The organism is Synechococcus sp. R8-2 (genome assembly GCF_047461715.1).
Taxonomy (GTDB): domain Bacteria; phylum Cyanobacteriota; class Cyanobacteriia; order Thermostichales; family Thermostichaceae; genus Thermostichus.
This window is the reverse complement of record NZ_JANSHQ010000691.1, coordinates 1-513: the sequence shown is the minus strand read 5'-3', so window position 1 is coordinate 513 and position 513 is coordinate 1. Positions and strand designations below refer to the sequence as shown.

The 513-nt window shown below is 62.2% G+C and carries 1 pseudogene; it reads left to right on the top strand.

Going from position 1 to position 513, the window contains the following annotated elements:
• Positions 1-220 precede the first annotated feature (220 nt).
• Positions 221-513, top strand: a pseudogene (locus NW819_RS13915) (trypsin); the annotation flags it as partial.

Sequence of the window (513 nt, the reverse complement as noted above, 5' to 3'; positions counted from 1 at the left end):
TTGAACCCCAAGACCGCGATATTCATCTGCCACACACCCTCCCACCCTGGTTTTACTGCCCAGGTGCACGGGCGGCAAGAGGCAAAAGTGGGCATTGGGGTCTTGGGGCAACTCGGGAGAGCCGGCCGCGGGGAGAAGTTCTCCCGGTTGCGCAATCTTTAGGCTTCGCCGGTAGGATATCCTTGACTAGCACAACCGGCTGGCTTTGGAGAATCTGACCATGCCTCATCTCTCGCGATCCCATTCCCCCCTTGGCTTGGCTCGCTCTTGGTCTATTCCGCTGGGGTTGTGTCTGGCCCTGAGCATAAGCGCCTGTGGCGGCGGGGGTTCCAGTCGCCCGCTTCCCCCAGTCTCAGCTCCTCCCACAGGACGAATTGAGGGATCCCATTTCGACGATCTCAACGGCAATGGGCTGCGGGATCCGGGGGAGCCGGGGCTGCCGGGCATCGCCACCTTTTTGGACTTAAACGGCAATGGCCGCCTCGACCCGGGGGAGCCCAGCACCGTCAGCGA